This window comes from Thermoleptolyngbya sichuanensis A183 (assembly GCF_013177315.1).
Lineage (GTDB): Bacteria > Cyanobacteriota > Cyanobacteriia > Elainellales > Elainellaceae > Thermoleptolyngbya > Thermoleptolyngbya sichuanensis.
On the sequence record NZ_CP053661.1, the window covers coordinates 5008227 to 5028737 of the forward strand.

General features: G+C 58.0%; 16 protein-coding genes. 10 read left to right on the forward strand and 6 right to left on the reverse strand.

The window, feature by feature from the left end; genetic code table 11:
- Positions 1-481 precede the first annotated feature (481 nt).
- The gene (locus HPC62_RS20755) at positions 482-1402 is read right to left on the reverse strand and encodes a DNA-methyltransferase (protein WP_172358331.1); all 921 of its coding nucleotides are present in this window, start codon (positions 1400-1402) and stop codon (positions 482-484) included.
- A gap of 291 nt (positions 1403-1693) precedes the next feature.
- Here HPC62_RS20755 and HPC62_RS20760 point away from each other — a divergent pair, with 291 nt between their 5' ends.
- Positions 1694-2452, forward strand: coding sequence for a hypothetical protein (locus tag HPC62_RS20760; protein ID WP_172358332.1), 759 nt, complete (start codon positions 1694-1696; stop codon positions 2450-2452).
- Position 2453: 1 nt separating this feature from the next.
- On the opposite strand, the gene HPC62_RS20765 is transcribed toward HPC62_RS20760, so the two are convergent.
- Entirely contained in the window at positions 2454-5402 is a 2949-nt protein-coding gene (locus HPC62_RS20765; RefSeq protein WP_172358333.1) for a PAS domain S-box protein, read from the reverse strand.
- 625 nt (positions 5403-6027) lie between these two features.
- Here HPC62_RS20765 and HPC62_RS20770 point away from each other — a divergent pair.
- Positions 6028-6840: an HAD family hydrolase gene (locus HPC62_RS20770; RefSeq protein WP_172358334.1), complete on the forward strand. Its 813-nt coding sequence runs from the start codon at positions 6028-6030 to the stop codon at positions 6838-6840.
- 112 nt (positions 6841-6952) lie between these two features.
- On the opposite strand, the gene HPC62_RS20775 is transcribed toward HPC62_RS20770, so the two are convergent.
- The gene (locus tag HPC62_RS20775; protein ID WP_172358335.1) at positions 6953-7633 is read right to left on the reverse strand and encodes an MBL fold metallo-hydrolase; all 681 of its coding nucleotides are present in this window, start codon (positions 7631-7633) and stop codon (positions 6953-6955) included.
- Positions 7634-8700: 1067 nt separating this feature from the next.
- Here HPC62_RS20775 and HPC62_RS20780 point away from each other — a divergent pair.
- Together HPC62_RS20780 and HPC62_RS20785 are read left to right on the forward strand one after the other, a co-directional pair.
- Positions 8701-10230, forward strand: coding sequence for a site-2 protease family protein (locus tag HPC62_RS20780; RefSeq protein ID WP_172358336.1), 1530 nt, complete (start codon positions 8701-8703; stop codon positions 10228-10230).
- 135 nt (positions 10231-10365) lie between these two features.
- Positions 10366-10830 (forward strand): hypothetical protein, encoded by a 465-nt coding sequence (locus HPC62_RS20785; protein ID WP_172358337.1) that lies wholly within the window; start codon positions 10366-10368, stop codon positions 10828-10830.
- Positions 10831-10867: 37 nt separating this feature from the next.
- Here HPC62_RS20785 and HPC62_RS20790 read toward each other — a convergent pair whose 3' ends face one another.
- From HPC62_RS20790 to HPC62_RS20800, 3 genes are all read right to left on the reverse strand, one after another.
- Complete coding sequence (locus tag HPC62_RS20790; protein WP_225910581.1) at positions 10868-11107, reverse strand: hypothetical protein; 240 nt, start codon at positions 11105-11107, stop codon at positions 10868-10870.
- Positions 11108-11368: 261 nt separating this feature from the next.
- A complete protein-coding gene (locus HPC62_RS20795; protein ID WP_172358338.1) occupies positions 11369-11848 on the reverse strand; it encodes a CRR6 family NdhI maturation factor in 480 nt (159 codons plus the stop codon).
- A gap of 314 nt (positions 11849-12162) precedes the next feature.
- Positions 12163-13032 carry a DUF928 domain-containing protein gene (locus tag HPC62_RS20800; protein WP_172358339.1) on the reverse strand — a complete coding sequence of 290 codons (870 nt, stop codon included), beginning with the start codon at positions 13030-13032 and terminating at the stop codon, positions 12163-12165.
- Between the two features lie 295 nt (positions 13033-13327).
- Here HPC62_RS20800 and HPC62_RS20805 point away from each other — a divergent pair, with 295 nt between their 5' ends.
- From HPC62_RS20805 to HPC62_RS20830, 6 genes are all read left to right on the forward strand, one after another.
- Positions 13328-13711, forward strand: a complete 384-nt coding sequence (locus tag HPC62_RS20805; RefSeq protein ID WP_172358340.1) for an allophanate hydrolase-related protein — start codon at positions 13328-13330, stop codon at positions 13709-13711.
- Positions 13712-13946: 235 nt separating this feature from the next.
- Positions 13947-14246, forward strand: coding sequence for an AzlD domain-containing protein (locus tag HPC62_RS20810; protein ID WP_172358341.1), 300 nt, complete (start codon positions 13947-13949; stop codon positions 14244-14246).
- 36 nt (positions 14247-14282) lie between these two features.
- Positions 14283-15377 (forward strand): pseudouridine synthase, encoded by a 1095-nt coding sequence (locus HPC62_RS23235; RefSeq protein WP_205371053.1) that lies wholly within the window; start codon positions 14283-14285, stop codon positions 15375-15377.
- Between the two features lie 545 nt (positions 15378-15922).
- On the forward strand, positions 15923-18730 hold the full coding sequence (locus HPC62_RS20820; RefSeq protein WP_172358342.1) for a cation-translocating P-type ATPase: 2808 nt from the start codon (positions 15923-15925) through the stop codon (positions 18728-18730).
- 169 nt (positions 18731-18899) lie between these two features.
- Positions 18900-19796: an alpha/beta fold hydrolase gene (locus tag HPC62_RS20825; RefSeq protein WP_216655301.1), complete on the forward strand. Its 897-nt coding sequence runs from the start codon at positions 18900-18902 to the stop codon at positions 19794-19796.
- Positions 19793-20494, forward strand: a complete 702-nt coding sequence (locus HPC62_RS20830) for an esterase/lipase family protein (protein ID WP_172358343.1) — start codon at positions 19793-19795, stop codon at positions 20492-20494. The genes HPC62_RS20825 and HPC62_RS20830 overlap by 4 nt, the downstream gene beginning before the upstream one ends.
- Positions 20495-20511 lie beyond the last annotated feature (17 nt).

The window sequence follows — 20511 nt, forward strand, 5'->3', positions numbered from 1 at the left end:
TTCGCAGGTGAGCGGGGGCAGCGAAAACTGGGTCGCCTCCGAGAATGGGGACGACCAGGTTTATTGAACTGTCAGCATTTGGGGTTTCCTCCAGGAAACGAGTGGGGTAGGAAACCCCGAAAAGATGGCCGCCCAAACGACGCAAAGCAGGTTTCAAGGCGGCCATACAATAGGCAAAGCCCTGAGACAGCCCCTACTGTCCTGGGGTCAGGCGTTGGTAGGTGTTGGCGCATCTACCAATGCCGTAAACGACGAACCGGCCAAATTTTCGGGGAGTGAAGCAAGCTGCGGAAGTTGGAAAAATCACAGCTTGATGGACGATTGTAGTAGAGAGGATCGCTCAGCGCAAGCAAAATTTTGCTACGGAGTGTGAAGCGGGTTGGCGGCGATCGCCATGCGGTGCGCTGTTTGTTTATCGGGAGTTGGCCGATCCCGATGTGGACCGTGCATCAGGTTGTGTAAGGTCATATCAGGTCGGGGGCTAGCGGATGGAGGCGCGGCGTTCGGCGGTTTTGCGATCGCGCTCGATCCAGATTTGGGGCGATCGGCAGTCCACCGCTTCGAGGCGGCGAATCGCCCACTGGTTGTATTCTGCATTCAGGTCGCAGCCGAGCCAGCGGCGGTCAAGCTGCTCTGCGGCCACCAGCGTTGTGCCCGATCCCGAAAACGGGTCAAGGACGATATCGCCCGGACTCGATGCCGCCAGCACCAGCTTCCGCAACAGTTCCTCTGGCTTTTGGGTGGGGTGGGGGGTGGTTTCGCCCATGCCGTTGCAGGTGGTGGGCAGTTCGATCACGTCTTTGGGCTTTGCGCCGCTGGGGTGGGGCAACCAGGCGCGGGACTTGCCCGTCTGATCGACCTTGCGGCCGTAGGCGCTGCTGTCGGCCTGGGGATGGGCAGGGTATTTGAGCGTGTGTGCGCCGTAGGGAATGCGAATGTCGTCCAGGTTGAGCCGAAAGCGGCTGCTTTTGCGAAAGTGAATGATGCTTTCGTGCGATCGCCCCCAGTCTCGTCCCAGGTTTGCTTTGTTTTTGTAATGCCACACCAGCCAGCGACAGCCCGCAAAATAGCGCGAGGCGGGGTGTTTCAAATCTGCCAAAATTTCCGAAAAGCCGCAGATGTAAAGCGATCCGGTGGGCTTTAGCACCCGCGCCGCCTGCGCGATCCACTCCAGCGACCAGGCGATGTAGTCTTCCTGGCTGGCAAAGTTATCCCAATCCGCCTTTTTGACATTGTAGGGCGGGTCGGCAAACACCAAATCTATGCTTTCCGCCGCCAGCGAGGTCAGCCAGACCACCGAATTGCCCTGATAAATCTGTCCGTGGGCGTGGGTATATTGCAACGAAAAGGGCTGAGGCGGAGACGAAATGGCAGTTGGCGCAGGGGAGTGGGGATGTGGCATTGCGAACCGGGTTCCCTTTAATCCATACTGAGACTAATCCGTAAGTTCAATTGATTCAATCAACTGATTCAATGGACTTTATCTGGCGATCGCCCGCTGTAAGGTTCTGAGCCAAAGCTGGGCACTCTAAGCCTAGTAGAAGCTTTCAATATATCTGATAGCTTGATATCTGAAGCTTGAAGATGTAGACGCTTGAAGAGAGATGCTTGATAGCGCGATCGCCAGAATCAGGGGGCACTCTAACCAATAGGACACGATACATATCCCTTACGCCCTGTATTTAGCCCTGCCATGTCAGCCCACGTTTCAGCCCAGTCTATCGTCATTCAGCCGACGCTTGCCCAAGCTAGCGCACAGCCGTCTCAGCCCGGACAGTTCTGGATGTATACGTCCGGTGGGCTGCTGCTGCTCTTGCTGGGGCTAGGGGCTTACAGCAAGTTTACCTACGACAAGATCAGCAAAGAAAAGCGCTTCGAGGAATACAAAAATCGGGAGCTTCAGAAAAAGCTGAAGCTGGCGCTCAACACCATCAGCAAGATGGAGAAAAACCCCGACCTGGTGCATTCCCGCGAGTTCAACCTGGACTATCTGCGGCTGCGAATGGAAGAAGAACAATTCCATTTCGCCATCGTCAACCAGATCAAGATCAAGATCAAGGAAAAAATTACCGTTGCCCTGCGCCCGCCCCAAGCAGAGCAAGGAACGTTGGGCATTGCTAGCACCCCGCGCCAGGTGGATGAAATCTTCGATGTTCAATACGATCTGACGGACATTCCCGGCGGCAAAAAAGGCGTGCTGTTCCGCATCCAGATCAAGCTGGCGAAACTGCCCACCCAGCCCACCTCGGTCACGATTAACCAGATTATCGAATGTCTGCAAACCTACATGAGCCAGCAGGCTGATGACAACTGGCAGCCGACGATTCAAGGGCGCATTGCTTCGATTCACTGGGATCAAAAAGCAAAACCCACGCCGCTGCTGGTGCTGGAGCAATCCAATGAAGGCGTGAATGTCACTTTCCGCACCACGCGCATGACCGAGCGAGCGTAGGTCACGCTAACTCATCTAACTCATCTAATTCATCTTCTGGGGTTGGGTTTGCGCCGGGGGGAATGGCCAGCGGCAGCGTCAGCCAGAAGGTTGCGCCGCTGCCGGGGGTGCTGGTCACGCCGATCTGTCCGCCGTGGGCAGTGATGATTTGCCGCGCCAGGTATAGCCCTAACCCAACACCCGTAGAATGACGCGAGTTTGGCCCCCGGCTGTAGCGAGTAAAGAGGCGATCGCACGTTTCGGGAGCCATGCCCACGCCGTCGTCCTGAATCGTAAAGCGAACCAAGTCGCCCTCGACCGTGGCGTTGATGGTGATGCAAATTCCGGGGGGATTATGGTTCAGCGCGTTGGTAATCAGGTTTTCAAACACGCGCCGAATCTGCATCGAGTCGGCATTGACCAGCGGTAAGTCTGGTGGCACGTCGTTTCGCAGGGTGGCGTGGTTTTTGGCCACCAGCGGCTCCAAATCCTCCACAATGACCTGAATGAGCAGGCTTAGTTGCACCAGTTCGTAATTCAGTGACACGCCCCGCGTTTCGGCTGAGTGTGCCTCCAGCAGCGATTTAATCAACTGAAGCTGATAATCGTTGCTTTGCAGCATTCGCTCCAGCATGGCGCGGCTGAGGGGAATCGTGTCTCCTGGCTGGTTTAGCAGGTTGTTAATCACCAGCGAAATGCCCATCACTGGCGTTCGCAGGTCGTGAGAAAAGGCGTTCAAAAACTCATCCTTGAGCGCGTTTAGCTCCAGCAGTTCTTCGTTTTTCTGCTGCAACTCCAGCGTCCGCTCGCGCACCTTTTGCTCCAAGCCGGTGTTGAGTTCGCGCACCTGCTCGTAGAGCCTAGACTGCTGAACGGCAATGCTGACCTGGGTGCCCAGTTGTGCTAGAAACTCGATTTCTTCGGTGCGCCACTGGCGCGGACCGTCACATTGATCCACCACCAGCAGCCCAAACAGATCTTTCTCAAGCGTAATCGGCACGGCCAGCCACGCCTGCACCTGAAACTCGGTTAGCGCCCTAGTTGCGCGGGGATGATGACTGGCGGCCACATCGTTCACCACTTCGACCTCGTGCTTGGTGAAGCCCTGCCGCGTTTCCTCCAGATACTCCATGTCTTCGATGATTAGCCCCTTCATGGAGCGCCAGCAGGAATCGACCGATTCTGCAACGATCTGCCCGCGCCGATCGTCCAGATCCAGCCCGATGGTAACGCGATCGGCCTTTAGCACGCGCCGCACTTCTTCTACGGTGGTGTTCAAGATTTGCTCCAGGTCGAGCGACTGGCGAATGCGGAGGGCGATTTCTCCCAGCAGGCGATCGCGCTCGGTGGTGGCCAGCAGTTGCGCCTGGGCCTGCTTCAGTTCAGTAATGTCTACGATGGTGTCGATCAGGCATTGTTCGCCGTTGATTTCAATAATTTCAGCGGAAAACAGCCCCTCGCGGACTTCGCCACTGCGGGTGCAGAAGTAGTGTTCGATGTTATGCACCGAGCCATCGCGCTGGAGCATCGCCACGACTTTGTTGCGATCGCCCGGTCGAGCCCACAGTTTCAGGTCATGCACCTGTCGCCCGATCACTTCATCGCGGCGATAGCCCATCACCTCCAAAAAGCCGTCGTTGCAGTCGATCATGTGCCCACCCAGCAGCGTGGCGATGCTCATGGGGTTGGGGCTAGAGCGCCAGGCCTTGGAGAATTTTTCTTCCGACAGGCGGAGAGCGGCTTCAGCTCGTTTGCGTTCGCTGATGTCGCGCACGATCACCAGCGCTTCGTCTTCGCCGCTGACCACGACTCGCGCTTCATAGTCGCGTAGATAGGGGTCGCAGTCCTTTTGGTCGGCTGCATATTTCGACGGATGCTTGAGCCGCAGTTGGTATTCAAAGACCTGGATTTCGCCCGTGGCGATCGCCCGCCGCACAAACTCCATCCGCTGTTCTGCCACATCATGGGGCAGCACGTCGTAAATTGACCGGCCCACCAGATCTTTGGCAGGCACCAACAGGTCGCTATCACGCTCTGCCTTGCTGTCCAGATAAATGCCGTCTAGATTAATCCGAAACATTAGATCTGGAATGGCATTCAGCATTGCTTGATAGCGCAGCTCGGCCTGCTTGCGGGCGGTGATGTTGCGGATACTGGCAACTCGCACTCGCTGACCCTGATACTCAATGCCCTTAGCAAACACCACGCCAAAGAAGCGACTGCCATCTTTGCGGATACCCGTGGCTTCGTAGCTGTAGGAATCTTCAGGACGGGTGAGCGATCGCCACTTTTCGCGCACCATCTCCTGCGACTCTGGCGCGATCAGATCAATCACGGGCATCCCAATCAGTTCTTCTGCTGAGTACCCCAGCAGTTTCACCGCCGCCGGGTTCACGTCCAAAATCTGCTGAAAGTTGTGAATGATCACCGCCTCAAATGTCGCTTCAAAAAAGCAGCGGAGCCGCTCTTCACTCGCCTGCAAGTCTGACTCTACCCGCTGGCGATCGGTCACATCTTGCACCACCGACAGCACCTCGTCCTTCCCACTCACCACTAGCCGCGCCTCATAGTCTCGTAATGCTCCATCCACCCAAAGCTGGTAAGCGCAGGTCTGGAGTTGCCCAGTTTCCAGCGTCCGCCGAATCGCCGCCAGACAAACCTCCGCCACATCCGGTGGCAGAATTTCGGTAACGTGCTTACCAAGCATTGCCTCGCGGGGCAGCGTTACCACCTGTTTGCCCTCAAAATCCAGGTAATATCCCTGGCGATCGAGCCGAAACATGAGATCGGGAATGGCATCCAGCATGGCGCGGTAGCGCTGTTCCGCAGAATGAGCGTCTACAGATGACTGTGCAGCAAATGACTGTGCAGCGTCATCTGCCAAGTTGAGCAGCACCTTTAACCGATCAAAGGCGGCCTCGTCTTGGCAGCAGTCTCGCAGTGCCCGAAGATAGTCAAGCCCAGAAACCATAGCGCAGAGAGGGGTTTGTTTGCCAAACCTCCGGCAATTATTCGACCACGTTTCGATAATTCCGAATAACCTTCTAATCTACAAGCTCTGGCTGCGTCACTCCAGAATTCAAAGCGAAGACTTCAGATTTTACAGCGTTTTGCAAGGTTCTGAGGCTTTGCGCTGCGCTTGCAGCTCTGAAGAACCGCGAACTGTTCTTGTGGCTCTGGGGCGATCGCTCGGTGTCCGACAGCCCTCAGCCGCCCCGAACTGCCCGCTTTCGCAGCCTTTGCACACAGCACCCTGATTGACCCTCAATCCTGATCCTTACTCATCCCTAATGTCGATGCTTAAATCAAAATTGACCTCGATCTCACACCCGTTTAGCCCAAAATCGACGAATTCCTCCTACTTTGCCATGAGTTTTGGCTCAACTACAGTTTGCCTGACTACGCAATGCCCAATTTCATCTGCGATAGACTGACGCTTGAGTTTGCATCTGGCCGCTTCCAGGTTTGCTGCGACCTTCGCACAGGGCTGCCGCTCGCAGGCGCAGGCTGCTGCAACCCGTCGTGTTTTCGGAAAGCCCTACCTAGTAGGCCCTATCTAGTCAGCCTTACCCAGTACGCCCTACCCAGTATGCTCTATGTCCAATGCAGTGCTAGCTGATGCCATGCCGACGCTGTTGGCGCTCGACTTTGACGGGGTGCTGTGCGACGGCATGGTTGAATATTTTCAAACGGCGTGGCGGGGCTATTGCCGCATCTGGTCACCAGAGGAGAAAACGCCGCCTGCGGGACTGGCAGAATCGTTTTATCGCACGCGGCCCGTGGTGGAAACAGGCTGGGAAATGCCGCTGATCGTGCGATCGCTCTTGCAGGGCATCTCCGAAGCCGAGATTCTGGCACACTGGGGCACGCTGGCCAAGCAGCAGATCGAGCGGGAAGGGCTAAATCCGGCCGACCTCAGCGCCGCCCTAGATGGCAGCCGCGACGAGTGGATCGCCGCCGATCTGGACACCTGGCTAGCCCAGCATCGCTTTTATCCGGGCGTGGTGGAACGGGTGGCGCAGGTGCTTCGCAGTGACGTGGATGTGTATATCATCAGCACCAAGGAATCGCGCTTTATTCGGCAGCTTTTGGCGCAGCAGGGGGTGGACTTTCCGGGCGATCGCCTAATTGGCAAAGAGATCCGCCAGCCCAAGGCGCAAACCCTGCGCGACCTGCTCCAACAGCACACGCAAGACGGCACACCGCCCGCCATCTGGTTTGTAGAAGATCGCCTGAAGACGCTGCAAGCGATTCAGCCCCAGCCCGATTTAGCAGCCGTCCAGCTATTTCTGGCAGACTGGGGCTACAACACCGCCGCCGAGCGCGACACCGCCCAGCAAGACCCACAAATTCACCTGATCTCCCTGGCGCAGTTTGCCGGCGCGTTTCCCGGATGGCTGCCTGCGTAGCGCTTGCCGAGTTCAGCATAAGGGGCGATCGCCCGCTCAAAATTTCCCCCACTTGTCAGATCAAAGCTAGGGATGCGCCCTGTCAGAACTTGGGGGCGAGGGTCAGGTGGGTCTACAGTCCAGGAGGCTGGGTACGGAGAGCCTCCAAATCGAGGGCAGCGAGCTTTTCGTAGGCAGGGGTCACGGTGGGCTGGCCGCGCAGGAAGCCGAGGTTTGCGCCCGGACAGAGATGCTGGAGCGTGTCGGGTGAAAAGCGATCGCGCAATTTTGCAACACTGCGAAGCTGGCGCGGCCAGTGGAAGGTCTTGGACAGGCGCAGCGGCACAGGATTGCCCTGGCGATCGGGCAGTAGATGCCGACCGGAAAACAGCACGCCGCCCTGCATCGGGGTGTACACACAGGCGGAACCAGGGGAATGACCAGGTGTCCAGAGGATTTGAACGGCAGGGCTGATCTCATGCTCCTGGTGAAACGTCGTGACGGGAAGCCCCGGCAGCAGGTAGGCTTCTTGTTCCTGGATCAGGATTTCGCAGCCGTAGCTTTTGTGGAAGTCAGAGACATGGGCGATCGCCCCCCGATGGGTTAGCACCAGCCAGCGCACGCCGCCCCATTCTGCCAGGGCTTGGCAAGTAGTATCGTCCCATGTAGGGCAATCGATCAGCAGGTTGCCGTCAGGCGCTTGCAGCAGATAGGCCGTGCCGCCGAGGGCATCCCGATTTGGCGCAAAAGCCCACACTCCTGGCAACACAGGGCGCGGCGGCTTGGTGGCAGCAGGACGAACAGCAACAGACATAGGGCAGAAGCGATGGGTTAAACGCGGTGGATGAGTAGATTGGATTGAAGATAAGGGTGCAGTGAAGCGACAAGGGAGCTATCCTTAGGTCTTTAGGCCGTTCTTCTGGGAAACCTAAGGACAGAGCGCTTACTTTTTATGAACTGTTTTATACGCATCTCTGACGCATCTCTTACGTATCTTTCGGTTCTTTGCAGAAGGCTCCACTCGATCCCCCTAAATCCCCCTTAGTAAGGGAGACTTCCGAGCCAGTCCTGACCTGCTTCGGGCGCTTCGGGTTCGGTTCCCCCCTTGCTCAAGGGGGGTTAAGGGGGGATCAACGCATCGCCGCTCAAGAATAGAAGACTTGCGTGTACACAGTAGCTTATCAAGACGGAAGGCTCCACTCGATCCCCCTTAAATCCCCCTTAGTAAGGGAGACTTCCGAGCCAGTCCTGACCTGCTTCGGGCGCTTCGGGTTCGGTTCCCCCCTTGCTCAAGGGGGGTTAGGGGGGATCAACGCATCGCCGCTCAATAATACGGAAGACTGGTGTGTACACAGTAGCTTATCAAGGCGGAAGGCTCCACTCGATCCCCCTTAAATCCCCCTTAGTAAGGGGGACTTCCGAGCCAGTCCTGACCTGCTTCGGGTGCTTAGGGTTCGGTTCCCCCCTTGCTCAAGGGGGGTTAGGGGGGATCAACGCATCGCCGCTCAATAATACGGAAGACTGGTGTGTACACAGTAGCTTATCAAGGCGGAAGGCTCCACTCGATCCCCCTTAAATCCCCCTTAGTAAGGGGGACTTCCGAGCCAGTCCTGACCTGCTTCGGGTGCTTAGGGTTCGGTTCCCCCCTTGCTCAAGGGGGGTTAGGGGGGATCAACGCATCGCCGCTCAATAATACGGAAGACTGGTGTGTGCCTGGTAGCCTTTTGCTGACCCTGGCGTGACTCCAATCGTGTTTCACGAGACCGAGGAATCCAGAGTATCCTGGAGATCTACCCGTGAAAACCGCAAGTTAAACCACCTAGTTTACCAGAGCTTTGAAAGCTCATAGGCGTTTTTTCAACTGCTTCTGAGAAGCCCATTATGATTTTCTGGCTGCTGCTGCTCAGCATCACTGGGCTATTTACCTACTACATCGTGCAGAGAAGCGTGTCCAGCATCACGCGCACCCCCATTTGGCTGCTGTGGCTGGCGATGATGCTGCCTGCGCTAATCTGGACGGGATGGATTTTGCTGAATGGGCCAGATGCTCGAATTCCCGCAACGCTGCTGTTTGGGCCATTTTTGATTAGCCCGGTGCTGTACTGGCTGCTGGTGCAGTGGGGCCGCCCGCCTCGACCCGCCGCGGACGAGGCCGGTGCCGAGCCATCGCCGCAAAAGCCAGAGCCAGACCCCAAAGCGCCGCTGCGCCCGATCGATCGACAGGAAGAAGCCACGTTGCAAAATTGCTTTCCCTGGTCGGTCTATTATTTGCAGAATTTGGAATATCGGCCGCAGGCGCTGATCTGTCGCGGGCAACTGCGGAGTTCGCCGGAGGTGGCCTATCGCACGATTCGCGAAAATATTGAAGCCCAGTTTGGCGATCGCTTCCTGGTGTTGTTTCAAGAAGGGCTGAACGGCAAACCCTTCTTTGCCCTCGTGCCCAATGCCCAGGCCCAGCGCGACCAAGCAGACCAGGCGGACGGAAAACCCGAACGACGACTAGGGCGATCGCTCGGATTGTTTGCGGCCACTTTGCTCACCACCTGCCTAGGCGGGGCAATTCTGACAGAGCGCTTTACCGCAGGCGTGGCAGCAGATGAGCCACTAGCCAGCACTCTCAGCTTTAACCTGCCGACGCTGTTGACGGGGCTGCCCTATGCGATCGCCATTTTGCTGATTTTGGGCGGGCGGGAACTGGCAAACTTCTGGGTGGCGCGTCGCTATGGGCTGCGCGTGTCCTATCCCTACTTCATCCCCGTGCCGCCGATGGCGGTGTTTCCCTTCGGCACGTTTGGGGCGCTGCTCCAGCGGCGATCGCCCGTTCCCCATCGTCGCGCCCTGTTCGACATCGGGCTAACGGGTTCAATGGTCAGCTTTTTGATTAGCCTGCCGATCTTGCTGTGGGGGCTGGCGCAGTCGCAGCCGATTCAGCGCACTGCCGAGTCGGGTCTTTTCCGGTTCGAGTCGTTTAATCCCCACGGTTCGCTGCTGCTAGCGGTGCTGAGCAAGCTGGCGCTGGGTAGCGCGTTTACAGCAGACACGGCGCTGCGGCTGCATCCGGTGGCCGTGGCGGGGTGCATTGGGATCGTGATCACAGCGCTCAACCTGATGCCTGTGGGACAACTGGATGGCGGGCAGATTGTTCACGCCATGTTTGGTCAGCGGATGGGAGCGTTGATCGGGCAGGTAGCGCGGCTGCTGGTGCTGCTGTTGTCGCTGGTGCAGCAAGAACTCCTGCTGTGGGCAGTGCTGTTATTTTTACTACCTGCGGTGGATGCACCAACGCTTAATGATGTGAGCGAATTGGACAACCTGCGCGACTTTCTGGGGTTGGCTGCATTGACACTACTGGTCATTATCCTGCTGCCGCCGCCGCCCGTTCTGTCCCAGCTTTTGGGTATCGCCGGATAGACGATTGATGTACTCTAGTTAATTTTAGTTCTTTGCGGTTTTGATGCTGCACTGCCCGTTGATTAAACAAGGCGATGTTCGTCTTCGTATTTTTTGTCCACCCATTACCACTCAGGTTGGAGGAGCCGTTGAGTCATGAGTCAGGATGTCCGGCAGTGGTTAGCTGAAATTAAGCATTTGCAGCATAAGCTGGAGAGCGCCTATAAAGAGCGAGACGAGGCGCTGAGCAGTGCGGCCAACTGGCGGCGGCTATACGAAACAGAAGCTCAGCAGCGGCGCACCGAAACTAACTTGTCGCAGCGGGCGATCGCCGACTTGAAAGAGCGCCTGCAAATGACCCAGAGCAGCCCTTTGCCCAAGCTAATGGGCGACGTGCCCCCGGCGATCGCCCAAAAAATCGCCAGCCTGGATACGCTGGAATCCTTGCAGCAAGCCCTAGCGCAAGCCCTGGTAGAGTGCGATCGCCTGGCCCAAGCGCTGCGGGCCGAGCAGACCGACCACGACCAGACCCGCAAGAGCCTGACGGCCGCCCTAGGCGAAACGGTAGATCGGCTGGCCAAGGAGCGGGCCGCCATCCAGAAGGGGCAACATCCTCACTGAGGCAATGGTCGGTCTGAGGGGCTTTGCTGACTCGTTTTCACGCCCGCACATCGCGCCGCAGATAGCGCAGCACTTCGCCCGGATAGAGCGCGTTGATCACAATGCCGTTTTGCGGAAGATCTAGGGCACGAGTCCACTCAAAGCGCTCGGCATAGTGCAGCAAGTGCAGGCGATCGATAGCCTGTTGCGCGTCTGCGGGCTGGCCGACGATATAGTGGCGCAGACTCCGACGCTGGGGCAATTCGCACGTCAGCGGAAGACGCAAAGCAGGTTTCAAGGCGGCTATACAATCGGCAAAGCCCTGAGACAGCTCCGTACTGTCTATGGGTCAGGCGTTGGTGGGTGGTGCGAACACCTGCCAATGCCGTAAACGACGAAACGGCCAAATTTTCGGGGAGAAAGCTGCGGTCAAGGGAAATTTCACAGCTTGATGGATGACTATAGTCGATAGATTGGATGGGCGCAAGCAAAACTTTGTAATCGGTGCAAGCCAAGTTTTGCTGTGGAGTGTTTTGCTGTGGAGTGTAGATTGCCGGACTCAAAGTAGTTCAAAGAAGCCGTCGTCTAGCTCGTAGCCCAGCAGTTGGGTCATGAACTTGAGCCGGGTGGGGCTGATGCCGCCGTGCTGCTGCATCCAGTCTGCCACGGCAAAGATCTTGCTCATCACAAATAGCTCCAGCGCCTCCGGGTTGAACCGGATGCCCTCCGTCCGGCTAAACTCGTGCGGCACCAGCATCGCCGCATAGCGCCCCAGTTCACCCGCTTCCCAATCCAGCACCAGCGGCAGCCAGGGATAGCACGCATCCAGCCGCACAAACCACAGCCGCACTTCGGGAATTTCCGACAGTTCTCGCGGGTCGTCGGGATCGCGGGGAATGTCGATCTTGAACTGGAGTTGGAGGCTGGGCTGGGCCGTGGCGCTGGTCTGCTGAGCCAGCCAAGGGGCGATCGCCGCTGTGGCAGGCGAGAGATCCAGGCGATTGATCTGGTCGGCCGTGATCGTGAGAATGGGGGACATGTTAGGTGTCGAAAAGGGTAGAGCAGAGGGGTAGAACTTTTATCTCTTTTACGCCTGCGATCAACGCAGATGACTAGGCATTGTTTTAAAACTTTCTAGGTCGTTGATTGCCCTGAGTCGATCCCCCTAAATCCCCCTTAAAAAGGGGGACTTCCGGGATTGCCCTGAGTCGATCCCCCTAAATCCCCCTTAAAAAGGGGGACTTCCGGATCGGTTTGGCCCAGTTCCCCCCTTGTTAAGGGGGGACTAAGGGGGGATCAAAGGGTTTTCAAGCACGCCCTAAGCAAGCATAAATGACGACAGTTCTGTATCTCTTATTCTTGCAGGGAGCGGTATTCCACGGGGGGAAACAGCAGCGGCACGTTGGCCAGGTCGTCCAGGTTGACGGAGGACAACAGGCTGTCCCAGTCGGCGATCAGCGCTGCATCATCGGGCGTGGCGGCTCGCAGGGTTCCCAGGCTGGTTACGGTGTCTTGCCACAGGCCCGACCGGGCATAGAGGGCGGGCAGTTCTTGGGGCGTGGCGCGGTTGAGCCGCAGCGAGAGGCTGCTGTTGGGGACGACCCGCTGGAGCCAGCCGTCCGTCAGCGCGTCTCCAGAGCGATCGCCCGACGGGTCGCACTGGAGCTGAAACACCCAGTGATAGAGCCGTCCCTCGTCCAGCGGCCGCAGCGGAATGCCAATAATACTAGGCTCTTGGGGTAGCGGCAGGCGATATTCGTAGAGCGCTTCCTCTACGGTGCGTCCGGAAGGGGTGTCTGTGGCGATCGCCAGCGAAAATTGCGCCTGCCGAGCCACCGTTTGCGGCACATATACAAACACCATCGGCTGCTCGGAAACCGTTGGCTCAACGTTGATCTTGCCCTGCTCGGCAGCAGTCGGGTCGGTGGGCGGCACCAGGGGCAGCAGCCGCACCCCCGTTGCTCCATCTGGGCTGCACGCCTGTCCGCCCCGCGTGATGCCGCCAATGCGATTGCGGACGGGGCGAGACTGCCGCACGCTAAATCCTAGCTGCGCGATCTGAACAGGCGGATCGAAGGCTGGACGGGATAGCGCAGACGAGTCCAAGACGGAAGGTGGCGCAGCATTTTGGAAAACCCGCGCCTCAGCAGTGCTGCTTTCGGAGAAGGCCCCCACGCCCAACAGCGCCATCAGCAGAATCGACGATGATAAAAAAGTCTGCATTTAATGAATCGGTTCCGATGACTAGTGCGTTTCAGGTCGCAAAGGTTTCGACAACCCCATTGATTCGGTCAATGAGCAGGAACTGGGTGAAGGGTGAGCCGGGTCGATGGGGGCGATCGCCATCCTCCAGAACAAATGCGCGTGGGGATAATCCCCGTCAGCCTTATTCTGCCAAAAGTTCTGCCAAAAGTTCTGCTAAAAGTTTGAGAGGTCAGTCTGCTATTCTGCAACAAAAAATCCGTAAGCCTGGATAAATGCTGGGATTGTAAAGAAAACCTTGAAGAGAGCCGTATCTATGCAACGAATTCCTCTTGCGGTCAATGGAACGCTGATGCGGGGGCTGGCGCTCAATGGCAATCTGCTTGCAGTGGGGGCTACCTTCGTCCGCGAGGCCAAAACGGAGCCTGCCTATCGCCTGTGGAGCATTGGCGATCGCCATCCGGCCATGCTGCGGGTGCGCGACGGGGGGCGGGCGATCGCCGTCGAAGTTTGGGACGTTCCCCCGGACGGATTGGGCCTACTCCTGCTGCAAGAACCCCCCGGCCTCTGCATCGGCCGCCTCATACTAGACGACGGTGAAAACGTGCTGGGCGTGCTGGGAGAACCGTACCTGTGCGAAGGGGAACGGGAGATCACAGAGTATGGCGGCTGGCGGGCGTATGTGGAGCGGGTCAATTGATGGAGGGAGTGAGCGATTTTGGATTTTGGATTTTGGGTGGAAGACCGCGTGAGTCCTAAAGGTAATAGGATGATGAGCAGAGCGCTGGCCTTGCGCCTCGTGCCAGTTCTCCCAAACGCTGCTGTCAATAAATCGCTGCAAGCCTCGTAGCCACTCGGACTGGCCATCCAAAATCACCAATCCAAAATCCAAAATCAACCCCATCCCCCATCTCGGTCTTCAATATCTCACCGTTATGTCCCTCACCGTCCTCATCCTCCTTGCAGGCATTGGCACGTTTCTCATGCGAACAGCGGGCGTGTGGCTACCCGAAGCGTGGGTTCCCACCCGATGGCTGGCTTACCTGCCGCTGGCGGTGATTTTGGCAATGGCGGTGGCGAGTGTAATGGGATTGGTGAGCCAACCATCTGAAACAGTGGCAACGATTTTGACAACACTGGCGGTGGTGGGCGGAGCGCTGTGCAAATGGCCACTGGCGGTCTGTATTTTGCTGGGATGCGGGGTGTTTGGCATGGTGTCATCCCTTGCCTGGTGATCTGGCGCTGTTTGCTTTATTGTTGCTACGCAGCTTATGAACCAGGGCTGGGTCTATCGAGAGCAGGTGGCGCGGCGCGACGTGGGGCGATCGCTCCTGGATTATTACAGCCAGCGCTATCCGCACTCCAGCCGCGACGAGTGGCAAAGCCGCATTGCCCAGGGGCAGGTTTTGGTGAATGGTCAGCCAGTTTCGGCAGACTATGTGCTGTGCCTGGGGCAGCAGCTTGCATACCATCGTCCCCCATGGCAGGAACCCGACGTACCGCTGGCGTTTGACATTTTGCATGAAGATGCGGACGTGCTGGTGGTGGCGAAGCCGTCGGGGTTGCCTGTGCTGCCGGGGGGCGTTTTTTTGCAACATACACTGCTGGGGCAGTTGCAGCAGCGCTACCCGCAGAACCCGCCAACGCCCGTCCATCGTCTGGGACGGGGGACTTCTGGTTTGGTGCTGCTGGGGCGATCGCCCGCCGCAAAATCTCGCCTCAGCCAGCAGATGCGCGACCAGACGCGACAGGCAGAGATCTTGTTACAGTTCATTGCGGATTTATGTTCGCCCTCTAGTTCTCCTCCCGGTTCGCCCTCCAGTTCTCCCTCTGGTTCGCCCCGGCGTTCACACCTGAATTCTGGTTGGTATACCCCGGATATTCTCCAATCTGAGAATCTGGGCGATCGCCCCTTACGAAAAACCTATCTTGCGCTAGTCGGCCCTAGCGATCTGCCTGATCGCTTTACCATTACTCAGCCCATCGGCAAGTTGTCCCATCCGGTTCTCGGCTACGTGTATGGTGCTGCGCCTAACGGTTTGCCTGCCTACAGCGAAGGACAGGTTTTGCAGCGGCAGGGCGATCGCACCCTCGTCGAGATGACCATCCTCACCGGCCGCCCCCACCAGATTCGCATTCACCTAGCGGCGGTGGGCTATCCCTTGCTGGGTGACCCGCTCTACGCTCCTGGCGGCACGCCCCGCACCTTTGACATGGAAGCCGAAACGACCGAAGCGTCTGATGAAAAACTGCCCGTTCCTGGCGACTGTGGCTATTGCCTGCACGCTCACCATCTCACGTTTTTGCATCCCACCTACGCGCAGCCCATGAGGTTCACGCTTCCTGCACCCTTTGCACGCAGTTAAGGGATTGTTTGAATAAGGAATTGTTTGAATCCCTTCTCACCGAATACTCCCATTCGTTCACGCCCAGTCCTTCACGCCCAGTCCTTCACGCCCAGTCCTTCACACCAACGATTCAGAACATGATTTGTCAAATACTCTCTCAATCTGTCGATTGATGCTATGAATGCTGATTGGTGCTATGAGATATGGATGTTATGCCGATTTTGGATTTTGGATTTGCGATTTTGGATGGGTAATTTTGGATGGCGGGTCGGGCATCTGCGGGGCTTTCAGCCATCTCATCCGTAGCGCCATTGGGGGAACTCCTATCAGCGGTCAGTGCGGTGCGTCAGACGGTACGGCTGTCAAACTGCGTGGCATGGCCGGGTCAGACGATCCCGTTCTCTATGATTCTTCGTAATTCTTCGTATCCGGTCGTACCTGGTTTTTGTGTTGTGAAATTTGTGTTGTGAAATTTCTGTTGTGAAATTTGTGTTGTGAAATCTGTGTTCTTGAATTCTCGAAATTGACTTTTAGGCCCATCGGGCAAATGGTGCAGGCTTGCTATGAGTAGAGGCAATCGACCGGACTATGCGCTGACGCGAAGGGGAACGGGAGACGGGACACGGTGGTATGCACTAGAGCCGCAGGAGGCACTGAGCCAGATCGGAACCGACCCGCGCAAAGGGCTGAGTCAGGCTGTAGCGAGCGATCGCCTCTCTCAAGATGGCGCAAATGAACTGGCCGAGCCGCCGCCCAAAAGCGTGCTGCGGATGCTGTGGGAACAGATCACCGCAACGACTGTGGTGGTGCTGATTGTGGCGGCGATCGCCTCGGCGCTGCTGGGCGATTTTGAAGACGCGCTGGCGATTCTAGCGATCGTGGTGTTCAACGCGGTGCTGGGCTTTACGCAGGAATATCGGGCTGGCAAAGAGTTTGCAGCGCTGAGAAAAATGGCGGTTCCCAAGGCGCGGGTGCTGCGCGATGGCGAGTGGCAGCAGATCTTGGCGCGAGAAGTGGTCGTGGGCGACATCGTCCAGCTAGAGGACGGTGACCAGGTTCCAGCAGACTGTCGCCTGCTAGAAAGCACCAACCTGCGGACTCAGGAAGCCGCCTTCACGGGCGAGTCGGAGTCGGTAGAAAAGCAGGTGGCCAAGATCGACGGGCAAGATCTGTCGCTGGGCGATCGCCGCAACATGGTCTACATGGGCACGGTTGTCACCTACGGACGCGGGCGTGGGCTGGTGGTTGCGACGGGCATGGACACAGAACTGGGCAAAATTGCCGACTCGATCCAGTCTGTGGAATCGGAGCAAACGCCCCTGCAAAAGCGCCTCGATCAACTGGGCAAGCGGCTGGCGATCGCCGCTCTTGCGCTGGTGGCCCTCATGTTTGCTATTGGTCTGGCGCGGGGAGGCAATGTAGAAGATCTGTTCCTGACGGCGGTCAGTCTGGCCGTGGCGATTATTCCCGAAGGGTTGCCCGCTGTGGTGACGATCGCCCTGGCCATCGGCTCGCGGCGGATGCTGAAGCGGCAAGCCCTGATCCGCAAGCTGCCTGCGGTGGAAACCCTCGGCTCCGTCACCACAATTTGCTCCGACAAAACGGGCACGCTGACGGAAAACCGCATGACGGTGAAAATCCTGGCGCTGGCAGGCGAACAGGTGGAACTGCGCGAATCCTTTGCCGAAATTACCTCCCGGCTAGATGGCAACAAGTCCATCTTTCGCCCCGGAGACGGCGTGCCGCTGAGTGCGCCGATCGCCCTGACGCTGGGAGGCAGTGCCCTCTGCAACAACGCGCTGGTCAAAGAAGATGAGGACGGCAAAGACAAGGCGCTGGGCGACCCGACGGAAATCGCCCTGGTGGTCGCAGCCGATCGTCTGGGCCTGAGCAAAGAAGAACTAGAAGTGCTACTGCCTCGCGTTGCCGAAGCACCGTTCGACTCCGACCGCAAACGGATGACGACGATCCACCAGTGGGGCGATCGCCAGGGGTGGGAGTCTTCCAATGTGGGCAAGCTGGTGCTGAGCCTGGTCAAGCTGCCCAATGCGCCCTACATTGCCTTCACCAAAGGGGCGATCGACGGAATGCTAGAGGTGTCTACCCGCATTTGGGACAACGGGCAAAAGCCGCTTGATGCCAACATGCGCGATCGCATTTTGCAAGATAACGACCGGCTGGCCAGCATGGGCACTCGCGTCCTCGGTGTGGCCTTTCGCTTGCTAGACGAACTGCCGCCTCCGGGTCGAGAACTAGAAGTCGAGCAAGACTTGGTGATGGTGGGGCTAGTGGGAATGCTCGATCCGGCGCGGCCCGAAGCCAAAACCGCCGTGCAAACCTGCAACGCAGCAGGCATCCGCACGGTCATGATCACAGGCGACCATCCCCTAATGGCCCGCACCATCGCCCGCGATCTGGAAATTGCCACCAACGACAAATACCTGACCGGGCAGCAGCTTAACCAGCTTTCCACGGAGGAACTAGAGCAGCAGGTGGGCGAGGTGTCGGTCTATGCCCGCGTCTCGCCCCAGCAAAAGCTAAAGATTGTGGAAGCCCTGAAAAATCGCGGCGAAATTGTCTCCATGACGGGCGACGGGGTAAACGATGCGCCGGCCCTGCGCAAGGCAGACATCGGCGTGGCAATGGGCATTACGGGCACCGATGTCGCCAAAGAAGCGGCAGACATGGTGCTGCTGAATGACAACTTTTCCACCATCGTCGCAGCGGTCGAAGAGGGGCGCGTCATCTACGACAACATCCGCAAGTTCATCCGCTACAACCTGACGGGCAATGTCAGCGGCGTGGTGCTGATGCTGCTGGCTCCGCTGATTGCCATGCCCCTGCCCCTGCGACCCATTCAGATTCTCTGGATCAACCTGCTGGCAGACGGGCTGCTGGCCCTGGCGTTGAGCGTGGAACCTGCCGAGAAAAACGTGATGCAGCGTCCGCCCTATCCGCCGGGCGAAAGTGTATTTAGTCGGGGCGTGGGGCGCGATATTGTGTGGATCGGCATCCTCATGGGCATTACCTTCCTCGGCTTTGGCTATTGGGCCTGGTCTACGGGCCGCCCCAACTGGCAAACAATGGTGTTTGCGACGCTGGCGTTTTCTCGGATCTGGCTGGCCCTGGCGATGCGGTCGGAACAGCGCCTGCTAGCGCGAATTGGGCTGCTCAGCAACAAGCCAATGCTGGGCGCGGTGCTGCTCACCTTTGGGCTACAAATGCTAGTGATGACGCTGCCAGTCCTCCAGCGCTGGTTTGAAACTCAGCCGCTCACAGGCGTTGAGTTGTGGGCCTGCGTGGGGGTCAGCACGATCGGCTTTTGGGCAGTAGAGTTGCAGAAGCTGGTGAGGAAGTGGGCGGGGCAATAAAGAAGAGGGAAGAAGGAAAAAAGAAGAGGGAAGAAGGAAAAAAGAAGAGGGAAGAAGGAAAAAAGAAGAGGGAAGGTTGCAGAAGCGGGTGAGGACACGGGCTAGGCGATAAAGCCTTTATGATAGAAGAAGTTAAGAAAACTTCAATATTCTCCGTAGCCTCTTATCTGTGACTTCTCAACTCACCGCACCCCAACCCCTCGAACGGCTCAACTGGGACTGGCAGGGCCACACTATCCGCTACACTGTGCAGGGCGCGGGTCAGCCGATGGTGCTGATTCATGGCTTTGGCGCAGCAATTGGGCACTGGCGCAACAATATCCCCGTGCTGGCGGCGGCGGGCTATCGCGTGTTTGCGCTGGATCTGCTAGGCTTTGGCGGATCGAGTAAGCCGGCGATCGCCTACAGTTTGGAACTCTGGCAAGCCCTGCTCAAAGACTTCTGGGCCGCCCACATTGGCGCACCGGCTGTGTTTGTCGGCAACTCCATCGGCGCATTGCTTAGCCTGATGATGGCCGCCGACTATCCCGATCTAGTACAGCGCGTCGTTTTGCTCAATGCAGCGGGCGGGCTAAACCATCGCCCAGAGGAGCTAAACCCACTGCTGCGGCTAGTGATGGGCGTGTTTACCCAACTGGTGAGTTCGGAACTAGTGGGGCCGTTTTTGTTTGAGCAAGTCCGCAAAAAGCCGCGCATCCGCCGCACTCTGATGCAAGTCTACCGCGACCACACCGCCATCACCGATGAACTGGTGGAACTGATCTACGAACCCTCCTGCGACCCCGGCGCACAGAAGGTCTTCGCCTCAATTCTCACGGCTCCGCCCGGCCCCAGCCCTACGGAACTGCTGCCCCGCGTGCATCAGCCCATCCTGGTGCTGTGGGGCGATGCCGACCCCTGGACTCCGATTACAGGCTCCAAAATCTACCGAGAACTGGCGGCCGCCGAACCCGATCGCGTCCAGTACACGCCTATCGCGGGGGCCGGCCACTGTCCCCACGACGAGTGCCCCGACACGGTGAATCGGCTGGTGCTGGACTGGTTGAGCGCGGGGAACCGGGGATGAGTTTGCCGACGGTCATTTTGCCGGGGTACTTTGCCGATGCTGCGCCCTATCGGGAGATGGAACGGGCGCTCGAAGGGCTGGGCATTTGGGCCAAGACCGTTCCCCTGCGGCGACGAGACTGGGTGCCAACGCTGGGCGGCCGCTCGATGACTCCAATTTTGGAAAAGCTGGATACGACGGTGCGCTTGGTGCAGGCCGAAACGGGGGGCGATCGCCTCAATTTGGTTGGTCATTCCGCAGGCGGATGGATTGCCCGGATCTATCTGGGTGATGTGCCGTACCAGATTCATCCCAGCGATGCGGGCAAGACCTGCCTCTGGAAAGCGCATCCCTCGGTGGCAACACTGGTGACGCTGGGCACGCCCCACATCAGCCGGGAGCGCTGGACACGGCGCAACCTGGACTTTGTGAAAACGCACTATCCCGGCGCGTTCTATCCGCAGGTGCGCTATGTCTGCGTGGCGGGCAAGGCCGTGTATGGGCAGCGGCGACCAGGAACCTGGTTTGCCCACAGCAGCTACGAAATGACCTGCGGCGTGGGCGGCTGCTGGGGCGACGGCATTACGCCCATCGAAGCAGCCCACCTGGAAGGCGCGGAAAATATTACCCTGCCGGATGTCGTTCATTCGCCGCGACCGGGGCGGCTCTGGTACGGCTCGCCGGAAATCGTAAGCCAGTGGGCAAAATATCTGACGTAAAACCTGTGACTTGGCCT